This window comes from Sanguibacter antarcticus (assembly GCF_002564005.1).
GTDB lineage: Bacteria > Actinomycetota > Actinomycetes > Actinomycetales > Cellulomonadaceae > Sanguibacter > Sanguibacter antarcticus.
The window spans coordinates 1360756-1373954 of the sequence record NZ_PDJG01000001.1 but is presented as its reverse complement, the minus strand read 5'-3'; the positions used below and the strand labels follow the sequence as shown (position 1 = coordinate 1373954).

At 70.1% G+C, this 13199-nt stretch carries 15 protein-coding genes; 5 read left to right on the top strand and 10 right to left on the bottom strand.

The annotated features are described in order from the left end of the window. Nucleotides 1-43 precede the first annotated feature (43 nt). From ypfJ to ATL42_RS06185, 4 genes are read right to left on the bottom strand one after another with little or no spacing between them, the layout of a single operon-like run. Nucleotides 44-922, bottom strand: coding sequence for a KPN_02809 family neutral zinc metallopeptidase (gene ypfJ / locus ATL42_RS06200; RefSeq protein WP_098454600.1), 879 nt, complete (start codon nucleotides 920-922; stop codon nucleotides 44-46). A gap of 33 nt (nucleotides 923-955) precedes the next feature. Continuing rightward, complete coding sequence (locus ATL42_RS06195; RefSeq protein WP_098454599.1) at nucleotides 956-1597, bottom strand: energy-coupling factor transporter transmembrane component T family protein; 642 nt, start codon at nucleotides 1595-1597, stop codon at nucleotides 956-958. After that, nucleotides 1594-2349, bottom strand: a complete 756-nt coding sequence (locus ATL42_RS06190; protein ID WP_245862194.1) for an energy-coupling factor ABC transporter ATP-binding protein — start codon at nucleotides 2347-2349, stop codon at nucleotides 1594-1596. Before ATL42_RS06190 ends, ATL42_RS06195 begins: the two co-directional genes overlap by 4 nt. 16 nt (nucleotides 2350-2365) lie before the next feature. Then, nucleotides 2366-3085, bottom strand: a complete 720-nt coding sequence (locus ATL42_RS06185) for a biotin transporter BioY (protein WP_098454597.1) — start codon at nucleotides 3083-3085, stop codon at nucleotides 2366-2368. Nucleotides 3086-3265: 180 nt separating this feature from the next. Here ATL42_RS06185 and ATL42_RS06180 point away from each other — a divergent pair, with 180 nt between their 5' ends. After that, nucleotides 3266-4864, top strand: a complete 1599-nt coding sequence (locus ATL42_RS06180) for an ABC-F family ATP-binding cassette domain-containing protein (RefSeq protein WP_098454596.1) — start codon at nucleotides 3266-3268, stop codon at nucleotides 4862-4864. A gap of 10 nt (nucleotides 4865-4874) precedes the next feature. Here the strand turns inward: ATL42_RS06180 and ATL42_RS06175 are convergent, their stop codons facing one another. Genes ATL42_RS06175 through ATL42_RS06165 form a run of 3 tightly spaced genes read right to left on the bottom strand, consistent with a single transcriptional unit; the run spans nucleotide 4875 to nucleotide 6467 of the window. Continuing rightward, nucleotides 4875-5816, bottom strand: a complete 942-nt coding sequence (locus ATL42_RS06175) for an SURF1 family cytochrome oxidase biogenesis protein (protein WP_098454595.1) — start codon at nucleotides 5814-5816, stop codon at nucleotides 4875-4877. A gap of 2 nt (nucleotides 5817-5818) precedes the next feature. Continuing rightward, on the bottom strand, nucleotides 5819-6064 hold the full coding sequence (locus tag ATL42_RS06170; RefSeq protein WP_098454594.1) for a hypothetical protein: 246 nt from the start codon (nucleotides 6062-6064) through the stop codon (nucleotides 5819-5821). Further along, nucleotides 6057-6467, bottom strand: coding sequence for a DUF3099 domain-containing protein (locus tag ATL42_RS06165; protein WP_245862191.1), 411 nt, complete (start codon nucleotides 6465-6467; stop codon nucleotides 6057-6059). Before ATL42_RS06165 ends, ATL42_RS06170 begins: the two co-directional genes overlap by 8 nt. 277 nt (nucleotides 6468-6744) lie before the next feature. Between ATL42_RS06165 and fabG the strand changes: the two genes are divergently transcribed. The 3 genes from fabG to ATL42_RS06150 all read left to right on the top strand — a co-directional run bounded on the left by fabG (nucleotide 6745) and on the right by ATL42_RS06150 (nucleotide 8857). Next, nucleotides 6745-7449, top strand: coding sequence for a 3-oxoacyl-ACP reductase FabG (gene fabG, locus ATL42_RS06160; protein WP_098456381.1), 705 nt, complete (start codon nucleotides 6745-6747; stop codon nucleotides 7447-7449). 107 nt (nucleotides 7450-7556) lie between these two features. After that, on the top strand, nucleotides 7557-8324 hold the full coding sequence (fabI, locus tag ATL42_RS06155) for an enoyl-ACP reductase FabI (RefSeq protein ID WP_098454593.1): 768 nt from the start codon (nucleotides 7557-7559) through the stop codon (nucleotides 8322-8324). Then, entirely contained in the window at nucleotides 8321-8857 is a 537-nt protein-coding gene (locus ATL42_RS06150; protein WP_245862188.1) for a SixA phosphatase family protein, read from the top strand. Before fabI ends, ATL42_RS06150 begins: the two co-directional genes overlap by 4 nt. Before the next feature lie 46 nt (nucleotides 8858-8903). Here the strand turns inward: ATL42_RS06150 and serB are convergent, their stop codons facing one another. Next, on the bottom strand, nucleotides 8904-9611 hold the full coding sequence (serB, locus tag ATL42_RS06145; protein WP_281254282.1) for a phosphoserine phosphatase SerB: 708 nt from the start codon (nucleotides 9609-9611) through the stop codon (nucleotides 8904-8906). Nucleotides 9612-9753: 142 nt separating this feature from the next. Further along, complete coding sequence (locus ATL42_RS06140) at nucleotides 9754-10992, bottom strand: glucose-1-phosphate adenylyltransferase (protein ID WP_098454592.1); 1239 nt, start codon at nucleotides 10990-10992, stop codon at nucleotides 9754-9756. A 58-nt stretch (nucleotides 10993-11050) separates the two neighbouring features. Here ATL42_RS06140 and glgA point away from each other — a divergent pair, with 58 nt between their 5' ends. Continuing rightward, the gene (gene glgA, locus ATL42_RS06135; RefSeq protein WP_098454591.1) at nucleotides 11051-12271 is read left to right on the top strand and encodes a glycogen synthase; all 1221 of its coding nucleotides are present in this window, start codon (nucleotides 11051-11053) and stop codon (nucleotides 12269-12271) included. On the opposite strand, the gene ATL42_RS06130 is transcribed toward glgA, so the two are convergent. Next, the gene (locus ATL42_RS06130; RefSeq protein WP_169925351.1) at nucleotides 12268-13128 is read right to left on the bottom strand and encodes a hypothetical protein; all 861 of its coding nucleotides are present in this window, start codon (nucleotides 13126-13128) and stop codon (nucleotides 12268-12270) included. The two genes, glgA and ATL42_RS06130, sit on opposite strands and share 4 nt — an antisense overlap. Between the last annotated feature and the right edge of the window lie 71 nt (nucleotides 13129-13199).

Here is a 13199-nt window from a genome sequence, read left to right as displayed (position 1 = left end):
GACCAGGTAAGCCTTACCTCATGGGTCGGAGGTCCTAGAGGGGTCAGAGGGTCGTGGCCTCCACGGCGTTGCACTCCGCGAACGTCCCGCCCTCGTAGCCGGTCATGAACCAGCGCTGGCGCTGCTCAGCCGATCCGTGGGTCCACGCCTCGGGGTTCACCTGCCCGGACGACGCCTCCTGGATGCGGTCGTCGCCTACCGCCTCGGCGGCGGAGAGGGCGTCGGTGAGCTGGGCGTCGGTGATCGGTTCGAGGAACGGCTGGCCGGTGTCCGGGTCGGGGACCGTCGCGGCGTTGCCGACCCACATGCCGGCGAGGCAGTCGGCCATGAGCTCGATGCGCACCGAGTCGGACTCGGGGCCGGTCCCAGAACGGTCGGCCGAGCTCATGACACCGGTGATCTGCTCGATGTGGTGGCCGACCTCGTGGGCGACCACGTACTCCTGGGCGAGGGCGCCTGCAGAGGACCCGAACTGGTCGCGCAGCACGGCGAAGAAGTCCACGTCCACGTACACGGTCGTGTCGGGTGGGCAGTAGAACGGGCCGGTCGCGCTCGTGGCGTCGCCGCAGGCCGTCCCGACGGACCCCGTGAACGCGACCGCTCCGGGGAGCGTGTAGTCGACGCCCGTCTCGGCAGGCAGCGCCGTCGACCAGTACGCGTCGAGCGCATCGACGGTCGCCTGGTAGCGGCACTCCGGGTCGGTGTTCACGTCCTCGACGGTGGCGCAGTCGAGGTCCGTCTCTGTCTGGCTCTCGGTGCTCGTGCCGCCTCCGAGGAGGCCGCTGAGATCGACACCGAGCGCCTGCGAGAGGAGGAAGACCGCGATCGCGGCCACGCCACCGCCGACCGCCACGCCGCCCTTGCCGCCAGCACGTTTGCGGACTCGTCCGCTGTCGAAGTCTCCACCGTCTCGAAAAGTCATAGGGGGAGAGTACCGGCGGGTACCGCGCGATGCTCAGTCGAGGATGCCACGAGCCGTGAGCGCGTCCCCCGTGGCCTGGGCACGTGCCACCGTGCGCAGCGCGAAGGGGACGAGCAGGGCACGTGGGTCGCGGTCGAGCCCTCGGGCCCGCGCTGCGTCGCGGACCTCGCCGACGAGCTCGATGAGCGCAGGGATCGTGCGGAGCATGAGAGCCACCGCCAGAGCGAGGACCTCGGGATCCAGACCGATGCGGCGCAGCGGGCCGGCGAGGCGGACGAGGGCGTCGAGCATCCGGTCCGTCCTCGTCGTCGCTGTCACGACGGTCGCGAGCACCACGAGGGTCGCCAGCGTGCCCGACGTCACCACGGCCATCTCCCAGCCCTGAGACCACCACTGGTAGAGGCCGATGCCGACGGCGGCGATCATGATCGGTGCGAGCGCGCGCACCGTGGCGCGAGCAGGAACGCGCGCGCTCGCCAGCACGAGCAGGCTGACCGTGAGTGCACCCACGGCGAGGCGAGGGTCGTGGACGAACGTCAGGGCGATCGACGCGGCGGCGACCGCGCCGAGCTTGTCTCCGGGGGAGAGAGCGTGCAGCCACGTGGCGTGCGGGGAGTACAGGCCCAGAGGCCCCGACCACGGAGGGCGGGAGGGACGGCGCCGGCGCTCGCTCACGCGTCCTCGGCGCCGTCGTGGACCACGCGACCCGCGTCTGGGGCACCATCGTGCGGCGCCGTGGACGGTGCCATGAGCGCACGGTAGTGAGCGACGGCCGCCGACGCCGTGCCGTCGAAGACGACCCTGCCCTCGTCGACGACGAGGACCCGGTCGGCGAGCAGCGCCGCCTCGAGATCGTGGGTGACGTGCAGCACCTGCTGGTCGAGCGCGGCAAGGAGGTCGTTGACGTGCGTGCGCCACCTCAGGTCGAGCAACGTCGTGGGCTCGTCGCACACGAGGATGCTCGGTTCCGTCGCGAGCACCCCAGCAAGAGCGAGCAGCTGCTTCTGGCCGCCCGAGAGAGCATGGACGCTCACGTCAGCGAGGTGGTCGAGGGAGTACTGCGCGAGGATCTGCCGTGCGCGATCGGTGCGCTCGCGGCCCTTGAGGCCGAGGCGTCGCAGCGAGAGCGCGACGTCCTCGAGGGGCGTCGGCATGACGATCTGGGAGTCGGCGTTGCTGAAGACGAAACCGACCCGCCGACGCACGGCTGCCCCGTCGTCGTGCGAGTCGAGCCCGTCGACCCGGACGTAGCCGGTCGTCGGGAGGGCGAGTCCGTTGACGAGCCGCGCGAGGGTCGACTTCCCGGAACCGTTCGCCCCGATGACGCTCACGCGCTGTTCCGTGAGCGTCATCGTCGTGGGCGCGAGGATCGTCAGCTCGCCCGACGGGCTGTCGACGCAGACGCTCGCTGCGTCGAGCTCGATCACGTGTCGGTGCGCACGGTCAGCGCTTCGGAGCGGACAAGGCCGGGAACGCGCGCACCACCGCTGTCGCGACGACCGCGACCGCGAGGCACTTGACGATGTCCCCCGGGAGGAACACCGCATCCGTGACGACGGCCTCGGTGAACGACAGGTCCGCACGCCACATCAGGCCGAGGATCCCGAGCGGGTGGATCGTCACGAGGCTGGCAGCGAAGCAGCCGAGGAACGTCAGGCCGGTGCGCCGGACTCGGGTGACCGATGCACGGATGCGGGAGACGAGGACCCCCGCGAGCATCGCGGCGAGGGGGAACGCGACGAGATAGCCGGTCGACGGGCCGGCGAAGACGCCGGGACCCGACCGGCCGTTGGAGAAGATCGGGACACCCGCAGTGCCCACCGCGAGATACAGGAGGATCGCGAGCCCCGCCCGGCGCCACCCGAGGACGGCACCGGTCAGCAGGACGGCGAAGGTCTGCAGGGTGATCGGGACGAGCCCGTTGCCCACGGTGATCGCCGGAAGCAGCGCGCACACCGCGACGAGCGCGGCGAAGGTCGAGACGAGCGCGATGTCACGGCCCGGCGACGACGCCGTCAGCTCACGGCGAGCGGCGTGCGGCTCACCGGTCTCCGGCTGCTGCACAGCACCCTTCACGAGGACCGGGCTGCTGCTCGTCGTCGGGGCCGGGTCGGCACCGTCCAGCGGCGGGGTCGGCGTCGTTCGCACCGTGCTGTTCGTCATCGTTCTCCCACGGGTCGCGGCGGTGTCGCCTCAGATGATGGTGCACACAGGGGGGACCGTCGACGCGTGTCACACGCGTGATCGGTCACAGTGGTGCCCTGTGAAGGCTATCCGCCCATAGAATTGGTGACGTTTGTGCCCGCCCCCAAGACTTATGGGCATCCTACGGAGGAAACCTCAGTGATCTCAGCCCACGCCGTTGAACTACGGGTCGGCGCCCGCGTCCTTCTCGAAGAGGCTACCTTCCGCATCGCTGCGGGGGACAGGATCGGCCTCGTCGGCCGTAACGGAGCCGGAAAGACCACGCTCACCAAGGCGCTGGCCGGCGAGACGCTGCCCACGGCCGGTCAGATCACGCGTGGTGGGGACATCGGATATCTCCCGCAGGACCCGCGCACCGGGGACATGGAGATGATCGCCATGGACCGCGTGCTGTCCGCACGCAGCCTCGACAAGCTCGTGCGCGAGATGCGCGACACCGAGGGCGAGATGGCGAGCGCCGACGAGGCGACGCAGCAGGCCGCGATGGACCGCTACCCCGGGCTGGAAGAGCGCTTTACCGCGGCCGGCGGCTACGCAGCCGAGAGCGAGGCGGAGCGCATCGCGTCCAACCTCGGGCTCGACGAGCGCGTCCTCAGCCAGAAGATCGGCACGCTCTCCGGTGGCCAGCGTCGCCGCGTCGAGCTCGCACGCATCCTCTTCTCCGGCGTCGGGACCCTCCTGCTCGACGAGCCGACCAACCACCTCGACGCCGACTCGATCACGTGGCTGCGCGAGTACCTCAAGAACTACTCCGGCGGCTTCGTCGTCATCAGCCACGACAACGAGCTCATGCGCGCCACCGTCAACAAGGTGTTCCACCTGGACGCCAACCGCGGCGAGCTCGACCAGTACGCCCTCGGCTGGGACGCCTACCTGCTCCAGCGAGAGACGGACGAGCGCCGCCGCCGCCGCGAGCGGGCCAACGCCGAGAAGAAGGCGTCGGTCCTCATGGTCCAGGCCGAGAAGATGCGCGCGAAGGCCACGAAGGCCGTCGCCGCGCAGAACATGATCCGCCGTGCCGAACGCATGCTGTCCTCGCTCGAGGGCGAGCGCGCCAACGACAAGGTGGCGAAGCTGCGCTTCCCGACACCCGCGCCCTGCGGCCGGGTGCCGCTCACCGCGTCCGGGCTCAGCAAGGCCTACGGCTCGCAGGAGGTCTTCACCGGGGTCGACCTCGCGATCGACCGGGGGAGCCGCGTCGTCATCCTCGGGTTCAACGGTGCCGGCAAGACGACGCTCCTGCGCATCCTGGCAGGCGTCGAGGCGTCCGACACCGGGACGGTCGACGCAGGGCACGGGCTCAAACTCGGCTACTACGCCCAGGAGCACGAGACGCTCGACATGTCTCTGACCGTCGTCGAGAACCTGCGGCACAGCGCCCCGGACCTCACCGACGTCGAGGTCCGGTCCACCCTCGGGTCCTTCCTCTTCTCGGGCGACGACGCGCACAAGCCGACGAACGTGCTCTCGGGTGGTGAGAAGACGCGGCTCGCGCTCGCGGCCCTCGTCGTGTCCTCGGCGAACGTCCTTCTTCTCGACGAGCCGACGAACAACCTCGACCCGGCCTCGCGCGCTGAGATCCTCGGCGCACTGAAGACCTACGAAGGCGCCGTGGTCATGGTCACCCACGATGCCGGGGCCGTCGCGGCGCTCGCACCCGAGCGTGTCCTCCTGCTGCCTGACGGTGACGAGGACCTCTGGAACGACTCCTACGCGGAGCTCATCGAGCTCGCCTGAGGCGTGCGGGTCAGCGGGCGTCCTGGGCGTCGATGAGAGCGTCTTCGATCTCTTCGGCGCTCGGCACCCGCGCCGAGCCGTCGCGTCGTCTCCGACCGCCTGGTGCGGCCGGACCGGCGGCGAAGGGGTGCTCGGTGCCGTCCAGCTCAACAAGCACGCGTTCTTGCTTCTCTCGACGCAGGAGGACGAGCACACCGACGAAGCCCCCGACCGCGAACACGAGCCACTGGAACGTGTAGGACAGGTGCGAGCCGGGGTCGGTGTCCGGCCTCGGGAGCGCGAAGATCGGCTCGGCGGGCGCCGGGTCCTCTGACGCGAGAGACCCGTACGCGTCGTACCCCAGCCCGTCGGCCCGCTCGCCGCCGGCGGTGCCCGCGTCGAGGACCTGGCCGACGTTGATCGCCTGGACCTGGCCGGCCGGTGCGCCACGGGTCGATGCGGGCTCGTTCGCACGCAGACGCACCGTGATCGTCGTCTCGCCGCTCGGCGGTGCGGGGACGGCGCTGGGCCCGGCGCTGCCGGCGTCGTACTGCAGCCAGCCGCGGTTGACCACGAGGACGGTCCCGGCGTCGGTGACGAAGGGGACGAGGACGTGGAAAGACGCTTGCCCGTTCACCGGACGGTTGCGCAGGAGCGCGGTGCGCTCCGGGTCGTAGTGTCCGTGGACGGTCACTGATCGCCACACGTCGTCCGGGTCCACGGTGGCCCCGGGACCAGGGAGCAGGTTGTCGATGGGGACCGGTGCGGACGCGTAGTTGCTCTCGATGAGGTCGATGGCGGCGGAGCGCGCGACATACCTGTTCCACTGCCAGTGCGACGCGGCGAGGCACCCGACGACGAGCAGGAGCACCCCGGCCCACAGGACGATCCACTGGCGGACGGTGCGTTCGGGGAGCTCGCCGCCGTGCGCGTCAGCAGGCTCCGACGGTGTGCGGGAGCGTGTGGCGCTCATGGTCAAGGAGCGGTCCGTTGCTCGAGGTCGCTCACCGGGACCGTCGCACGGAGGAAGTCGCGGGCGCCGAGGAAGGTCTCGAGGTGCTCGCGGTGGTCGTCGCAGGCGAGCCACACCTTGCGACGCTGCGGCGTGTGGATCTTCGGGTTGTTCCACAGCAGTCCCCACGTGGCGACGGCGCGGCAGCCTTTGCCGCTGCAGACGAGCTCGTCGTCGAGCGGGTCGGCGAGACCGAGAACGTCAGACATGGTGCGCTCCTGCCGTGTACGACGAGGGTTCTGCGAGGGGGACGGTGGGAGACACGGGCACTCCAGGCAGCTGGCGGTGGTAGTCCATGGGTGGAAGGTCGTCGTCGCGTCGCTCCCTGCCGGAGTTCGCGTCGATGACAGCGGCGTACGGCAGCAGGACCGCTCCCAGGAGCAGGACCCACATGAAGATACCGTCGACGAACACGGCTCCGATGATGCACGCCATGCGGATGGACATCTGGAGGAGGTACCGCTTGACCCGCCGCGACTGGTCGTCGCTGAGGGAGTCTGCCGCCGACGTGATGCGGTAGACCTCGGGCGTCTGTCGGGGGCCGGTGCTGCCGTCGGTACGAGTGCCACCTCTGCCACGGCGCCCGAGCCTGATCGAGCCGGGTGTCTTCACTCGACGAGTTTACGCGCGATCCACGGCGGGCAGCGGCGTGAGGACGGTGTGAGGCATCCCACCGTCGAGTGGTGCATCCGGGCGCGATGTGTAGGGTTCCCACTACCCTCCACCTGCAGACGCAGTGAAACCTCCGCATGCCGAGGGCCGCGCGTCCGTTAACGTTTTTATCCGCACGACGAGCACGACGCTCGTCCCGCCGCGCTCCGCGAGCGTGGTGCACATCGAGCTCGATCGACGAGGAGGTCCCGTGGCTCCGGCTGAGGGAAACGAGAAGATGGCCCGGGTCGTCCTGGTGACCGGCGCCAACCGTGGGATCGGCCGCGCCATCGCCGAACGCTTCGTGGCGGCCGGCGACAAGGTGGCGACGATCTACCGCTCGGGCGACCTGCCAGCGGGCGTGTTCGGCGTGGTCGGCGACATCACCGACACCGCGGCGGTCGACGCAGCGTTCACGGCGATCGAGGCGGAGCTCGGCACGGTCGAGGTGCTCGTCGCCAACGCAGGCGTCACCCGCGACCAGCTGCTCATGCGCATGACGGACGACGAGTTCGAGAACGTCATCGACGTCAATCTCACCGGTACGTTCCGGTGCGTGCGCCGCGCGTCCAAGGGGATGATCAAGAACCGCAGCGGTCGTATCGTCCTCATCTCGTCCGTGGTCGGTCTCTACGGAGGCGCCGGTCAGGTCAACTACGCCGCGTCGAAGGCCGCGCTCATCGGGATGGCACGATCCATCACCCGTGAGCTCGGGGCCCGCAACATCACGGCGAACGTCGTGGCTCCGGGGTTCATCGACACCGCGATGACGGCAGCGCTGCCGGAAGAGCGTCAGGCCACGTACCGGGCCCTGATCCCGGCAGGCCGCTTCGCCCAGCCCGACGAGGTCGCTGCTGTCGTGCAGTTCCTCGCCGCACCGGAGGCCGGGTACATCAACGGCGCCGTCGTCCCTGTGGACGGTGGCCTGGGGATGGGTCACTAGCCCACCGCACCGCGAGCGTGCGGCACCACAGGTGGCCGCGCCAGTATTCTCATGGGTGGGGCAGCGGCGATCCGTGCGCCCGCCCCACCACCGACGGAAGGACAACGATGGGTCTGCTCGAAGGCAAGAAGCTGCTCGTGACAGGAGTGCTGACCGATCACTCGATCGCGTTCCACGTGGCTCGGCTGGCGCAGCAAGAAGGCGCCGAGGTCGTGCTCACCTCGTTCGGACGCCAGTTCCGCCTCACCCAGGCGATCGCGAAGCGCCTCCCCGAGGCGGCACCCGTGGTCGAGCTCGACATCACGTCCGCCGAGGACCTGGCCGCGCTCGAGGGTCGCGTGCGCGAGCACACCGACCACCTCGACGGTGTGGTGCACTCGATCGGATTCGCTCCACAGTCCGTGATGGGCGGGAACTTCCTCACCGGCGAGTGGCCCGACGTCGCGACGGCGCTCGAGGTGTCCGCCTACTCGCTCAAGTCGCTCGCGGTCGCGACCCTCCCGCTCCTGTCCTCCGGCGGATCGATCGTCGGCCTGACGTTCGACGCCCGCTACGCCTGGCCCGTCTACGACTGGATGGGCGTCGCGAAGGCGGCCTTCGAGTCGACCTCCCGCTACCTCGCCCGCGACCTCGGTCCGTCCGGGATCCGCGTCAACCTCGTCTCTGCCGGGCCGATCCGCACCACCGCGGCCAAGTCGATCCCCGGTTTCGAGAAGATGGAGGGTGGCTGGCCCGAGCGGGCGCCGCTCGGCTGGGACCAGCACGACCCGGAGCCGACCGCTCGCGCCGTCGCTGCGCTCCTGTCTGACTGGTTCCCCGCCACCACAGGAGAGATCGTCCACGTCGACGGCGGCGTCCATGCGATGGGCCTGTGACCTTGAAGGTGCAGGACGGCTCGTACCGTCGTCTCGTGCTCTTGCGGCACGCGAAGGCCGAGCCTGCCGGCAACGTCTCTGACGAGCTGCGGCCGCTCGCCCTCCAGGGGCGTCGGCAGGCTGTTCGCGTCGGGACAGCGCTCGCGGGGCTCGGTCTCGTCCCCGAGCGGGTGGTGTGCTCGGACGCCCTCAGGACACGCCAGACGTGGGAGCTGCTGCGGCCCGGCCTCGGCGACGACGAGCCGGAGGTCCTGGTGACGGGAGACGTCTACTCGGCGGGTGTCGACGACATCCTGCGGCTCGTCCACGAGACGGACGACGAGGTACGGACGCTTCTCGTCGTCGGGCACGAGCCGGTGATGTCCGCTGTCGCTGCGCGTCTCGCCGGACCGGGCTCGGACTCCGCGGGGCTCGCGCAGGTCCGTGTCGGTGTGCAGACCGCGACCTACGTGGTGCTGGAGTCGGCCGCGCCGTGGGCCGGCTGGTCCGCTGCCGGCGCGGTCCTCACGCACATCGGTCGTCCAGAGGCCTGACGGGCGGGCCGTCTCGGCTCCGTGCTCTTGGCTCAGGTCGCTTGCCTCAGTGCGCGTCGATGACCGCGAGCACGGCGTCGAGACGTGGCCCGTCTACGGCGAAGGGCGCCTGCTCGCGGACCACAGGCTTTGCTGCAAAAGCGATCCCGATCCCGGCGGCGGCGATCATGTCGAGGTCGTTCGCGCCGTCACCGACGGCGATGGTGCACTCGAGCGGGATGCTCGCCTCGGCGGCCAGCTCGCGCAGCGTCTGGGCCTTGTAGGCGCGGTCGACCACCTGGCCTGTCGTGCGGCCGGTGAGGACGCCGTCGGCGACCTCGAGCCGGTTCGCGCGGAAGCGCGTGATGCCGAGCTCGGCAGCGAGCGGTCCGACGATCTCCTCGAACCCGCCGGAGACGAGGGCGACGAGCCAGCCGCGACGGTGGCACTCGGCGACGAGCTCGCGGGCCCCGGGCGTGAACGTGGCACGCTCACGCACCGCGCCGAGGGCTGAGACGGGGACGCCCGCGAGGGTAGCGACCCGTGCGCGGAGAGAGGCGGCGAAGTCGAGCTCGCCGCGCATCGCGCGCTCGGTGATGTTGGCGACCTCGGCGCGTGTGCCGGCGTGCTCGGCGATGAGCTCGATCACCTCCTGGGAGATGAGCGTCGAGTCGACGTCCATGACGAGGAGGCGGCGTGGCCCCCAGTCGTCGGTCTGCGTCCCGGACGGTCTCGGGGAGTTGCTTGGCGCGTCCTGCGTGGCGGGTCCGGTCACGGCGCCAGCCTAGACGCACGACCGGGCGCCGTCCGCGAGGCGACCACGACACGGACACGTCGTCGTCGACGTGCGCGGTGAGGATCGCGTGGCGCGGAGGCGCCCGGGTGGTGAGGTAGAGCGGGTGGTGCGGCAGAGACTGCTACTCGACGATCGTTCCCTTCGGGACGACGGTGATGCCGGAGTCGGTGACGGTGAACCCCCGTGCCCGGTCCTCGTCGGCGTTGAGGCCGACGCGGGCACGCTCATGGATGACCACGTTCTTGTCGATGATCGCCCGGTGGACCTGTGCGTGGCGGTGCACCTTGACGTTGTCGAGCAAGACGCTGTCGGAGACCGCTGCCCACGAGTGGAGGTGGACGTCCGGCGAGAGGACGGAACCTACGACCGTGGCACCGGAGATGAGCACACCGGGGGAGACGATCGAGTCTGCCGCGTGACCGAGACGACCCGCTCCGGCGTGCACGAACTTGGCGGGCGGCAGCCCGACGTACCCGGTGTGCAGAGCCCACTGCGAGTTGTAGAGGTTGAAGACCGGGGTGACCGCGATGAGGTCCTTGTTCGCTTCGTAGTACGAGTCGATGGTGCCGACGTCACGCCAGTAGTCGCGGTCACGGTCGGTGGAGCCTGGCACGTCGTTGCGGATGAAGTCGTAGACGCCGGCAGTCCCTCGATCGACGAAGTACGGCACGATGTCGCCGCCCATGTCGTGGCGAGAGTCGGCGTTCTCCGCGTCGCGCGTGACGGCCTCGACGAGGGCGTCGGCGTTGACGACGTAGTTGCCCATGGACGCGAGGATCTCGCCGGGGGAGTCGGCCAGGCCGGTCGGGTTCGCCGGCTTCTCGAGGAACGCACGGATCTTCTCCGGCGACTCGGGTGCGGTGTCGATGACACCGAACTCGGTCGCGAGAGCGATCGGCTGGCGGATCGCTGACACCGTCATCTCCGCGCCCGACGCGATGTGGGCGTCGACCATCTGGGAGAAGTCCATCCGGTAGACGTGGTCTGCTCCGACCACGACGACGATGTCCGGACGCTCGTCCTCGATGATGTTCAGGCACTGGAAGATGGCGTCCGCGCTGCCGAGGTACCAGTGCTTGCCCACACGTTGCTGGGCGGGTACCGGGGCGACGTAGTTGCCGAGCAGAGCCGACATCCGCCATGTCTTGGAGATGTGGCGGTCGAGGCTGTGCGACTTGTACTGGGTGAGCACGACGATGTGCAGGTACCCCGAGTTGACGAGGTTGGAGAGTGCGAAGTCGACGAGGCGGTAGATCCCCCCGAACGGCACGGCCGGCTTGGCCCGGTGCGCGGTCAGGGGCTTGAGGCGATTGCCTTCTCCACCCGCCAGGACGATCGCAAGAACTTTAGGAGGTGCCATGACCTGACCTTATTGCTCCGGGCGCTGGAATGCACCAAGAGGCGCTACCGTGTCGACTGTGAGAGTAGATCTGTTGACACGAGAGTTTCCGCCGTACGTCTACGGCGGGGCGGGTGTGCACGTCGCTGAGCTGTCCGGCGTGCTGCGCCAGCGCATCGACGTGCGGGTGCGCTGCTTCGACGGACCACGCACAGGTGCGGACGAGGCTGACTGGGTGACCGGATATGCCCCGCCTGCCGAGCTCGACGGTGCGAACGCCGCGCTCGCGACGTTCGGCGTCGACCTCGCGATGGCGAACGACGTCGCGGGCGCCGACCTCGTGCACTCTCACACGTGGTACGCGAATCTCGCCGGCCACCTCGCTGGCCTGCTCCACGGGATCCCGCACGTGCTCTCGGCGCACTCCCTCGAGCCTCTGCGCCCGTGGAAGGCCGAGCAGCTCGGTGGCGGGTACGCGTTGTCGAGCTGGGCGGAGAAGACCGCCTACGAAGGCGCGGCCGGCGTCATCGCCGTCAGCGCCGGCATGCGAGAAGACATCCTGCGGTCCTACCCGGCGGTCGACCCGGCGAAGGTGCACGTGGTCCACAACGGCATCGACCTCGCCGGGTGGCGGCGGCCCGAGGGGCACGCGGCAGAACGCGCCGACCGCGTGGTCCGTGACCTCGGGATCGACCCGACGCGTCCAGCGGTCGTGTTCGTCGGTCGCATCACTCGGCAGAAGGGGCTGCCCTATCTGCTCAAGGCGGCGGAGCGGCTGCACCCGGACATCCAGCTCATCCTCTGCGCAGGTGCGCCCGACACCCCCGAGATCGCGGCCGAGGTCTCCGGCGCGGTCGCCGAGCTCTCCACCCGGCGCACGGGAGTCGTGTGGATCGAGCAGATGCTCTCTCGCGCCGACCTCGTAGCCGTCCTCGCTGCGTCGACGGTCTTCGTGTGCCCGTCGGTCTACGAACCGCTCGGCATCGTCAACCTCGAGGCGATGGCCGTGGGACTGCCCGTCGTGGGCAGCGCCACAGGCGGCATCCCGGAGGTCATCGACGACGGGGTCACCGGCCTGCTCGTCCCGATCGACCAGGTCCAGGACGGCACCGGCACACCGACCGACCCTGAGCAGTTCGTCGCCGACCTCGTCGAAGCGCTCGAGGCCGTCGTCGGTGACCCCGCACGCGCACGCGCGATGGGCCTCGCGGCCCGCACCCGCGTCGAGGACCACTTCGCCTGGGACGCGATCGGAGACCGCACCATCGAGGTGTACCGGTCGGTGCTCGACGCCGGCTAGCGGGCAGGCGGGACCGCGCCGACCGGCGCGTTGAAGGTCGCTGCTGCCATCGCGCGTCGTGCGACGCGGTCGATCTCTCGCAGCGCGGTCGACCGCTGGTCGGCCTGCCAGAGGTTGACGGCACCGCCGTCGTCGACGGTCGCGAGGTCGACGATCGCTCGGAGCCGGGCAGCCGACTGGAAGACGTGCGTCCGGCGCGGGTCCAGGTCGCGAGGCAGGTGACCGCGCAGGTCCACCGTGGACCGCAGGGCGGCGATCGCCTCGCCCGCGTCCTCTCGCCAGCGGGAGACGTCGAGGGACGCGAGCGCCTCGGTCGTCGAGCGCAGGCTGCGCTGGAGCGCCCGCTCGGCGTCGGCGAGCGACCCGACCGTGCCGAGCGTCCGGTGCGTCCACGGGGCGACCCGGGTCATCGTCCAGTGCACGAGGTGACCTGGCTCGAGCACGCTGCCGAACGCCTCGACCTCTGGGACGAGCGCCCAGCTCTCGACGTGCTCCTGGTGCTTCGTGCCGCTGCTGGGGCTCACGCTCACGAGGACGCACTCTTCGGCCTCGATCGCCGGAGCGCTCACCTCGGCAGGCACGCCCATGGCGTCGCCCGGCTCCGGGAAGAGCGCTGCGGACGCGACGACTCGACCACACCAGGCGCTCAGGAGCGCGTGCAGTGTGGGCTCCGCCACATCGTCGGGAACGTCTCCGGACAGCCCGTGGGGCTCGTCGTCGTGGACGACAGCACGGATTGCGCGCTCGACCGCAGCGCTGGCGGGGTCGGTGCCCCAGAGCCACAGGGCGAGGGAGGCAGAGCGGGGGAGGATCGCCCCGGGATCGGTTGCGGACGGAAGGGATGGTGTCGAGCTCACACGGAACAAAGTACGCGCTCGGACGGGTCTGTACCGCGTCGCCGAAGAGCCTCACCACCGGATAGGGTCTG

What these genes read in the sequence shown, in the direction of transcription:
- ypfJ (WP_098454600.1), bottom strand. Translation starts at nt 922, where the DNA reads ATGACTTTTCGAGACGGTGGAGACTTCGACAGCGGACGAGTCCGCAAA.
- ATL42_RS06185 (WP_098454597.1), bottom strand. Translation starts at nt 3,085, where the DNA reads ATGACGAACAGCACGGTGCGAACGACGCCGACCCCGCCGCTGGACGGT.
- ATL42_RS06175 (WP_098454595.1), bottom strand. Translation starts at nt 5,816, where the DNA reads ATGAGCGCCACACGCTCCCGCACACCGTCGGAGCCTGCTGACGCGCAC.
- ATL42_RS06170 (WP_098454594.1), bottom strand. Translation starts at nt 6,064, where the DNA reads ATGTCTGACGTTCTCGGTCTCGCCGACCCGCTCGACGACGAGCTCGTC.
- fabG (WP_098456381.1), top strand. Translation starts at nt 6,745, where the DNA reads ATGGCCCGGGTCGTCCTGGTGACCGGCGCCAACCGTGGGATCGGCCGC.
- fabI (WP_098454593.1), top strand. Translation starts at nt 7,557, where the DNA reads ATGGGTCTGCTCGAAGGCAAGAAGCTGCTCGTGACAGGAGTGCTGACC.
- ATL42_RS06140 (WP_098454592.1), bottom strand. Translation starts at nt 10,992, where the DNA reads ATGGCACCTCCTAAAGTTCTTGCGATCGTCCTGGCGGGTGGAGAAGGC.